The organism is Herbiconiux daphne, from assembly GCF_024979295.1.
GTDB lineage: Bacteria > Actinomycetota > Actinomycetes > Actinomycetales > Microbacteriaceae > Herbiconiux > Herbiconiux daphnes.
Genome location: NZ_JANLCJ010000313.1, coordinates 1 through 779 on the forward strand (window position 1 = coordinate 1; position 779 = coordinate 779).

The 779-nt window shown below is 38.9% G+C and carries 3 protein-coding genes; all 3 read left to right on the forward strand.

Features of this window, described 5'->3' with window-relative positions; genetic code table 11:
• Positions 1–189, forward strand: a 189-nt coding sequence (locus tag N1032_RS24900) for a hypothetical protein (protein ID WP_259543231.1), incomplete at its 5' end; no start/stop codon positions are given.
• 66 nt (positions 190–255) lie between these two features.
• On the forward strand, positions 256–477 hold the full coding sequence (locus N1032_RS24905) for a hypothetical protein (protein ID WP_259543232.1): 222 nt from the start codon (positions 256–258) through the stop codon (positions 475–477).
• Positions 477–779 (forward strand): hypothetical protein (locus N1032_RS24910; RefSeq protein WP_259543233.1); only part of this gene is annotated, 303 nt, incomplete at its 3' end. The genes N1032_RS24905 and N1032_RS24910, both read left to right, overlap by 1 nt.

A 779-nucleotide genomic window follows, 5' to 3' on the forward strand; every position in this document is an offset into this window, starting at 1 on the left:
GCTACGTTGAATGAGTTGGAAATTAACCTTTCTGCTCAGATTGAATCTCACAAATTAGTTCATAATGCTACTCAAGGGTATCAAGACCTTAATTTGAAAGATCAAACCATGCGAAATCAGCATAAAATGGCACAAGAAACGCTGAAACAAGCGAAAGTTCAGCAGAAGAAAAATTCTGGAACTAAATAATAATAGCTTGTTGCTATAGTACAGCAGGAGATTCGCTTGAGTCTCCTGTTTTCTTTAGGAGGTTTAATGTTAACCCCACAACAGAAGGCTGCAATTGCAGCTCTTAATAATTCCGGCATTCTATCAGCAGCATTAGAGGCATTGAAAGAACGTTTGATTCGAGACATGATGTACACAGACGTACATGAATCAAAGAAACGCGAAGATTGCTATATGAAATATCGTTTAATTGGCGACCTAAAAGAGGTAATCGTAGCCGCCACTAATGATTCTGAGGTTAGAACTTAATGGATAATTTTGAAATGTTTCTCCAGCTTGATGATCTGAAAGGCGCAGCAGCCGAAACAGCACAAGCAGAGCTGGAATCCTATCGTAATTCAAAAGAAGATTCGGTAGAACGCATTGAGAATGAACAAACTTTTGAAGATGCACCTGATTTTAACTTCCTTGAAGAAGAAGTTATGTTTGAGGATGAAGCAGGGTGGCAATCTCAAGAAGAAGCTGAAGAAGATGAAGCTGAAAGTACCGAAGAAGTTGAAGAAACTGAGGAAGAAGCTGAATCTGATGTAGAAGATGCGGAAGTAGAAGAA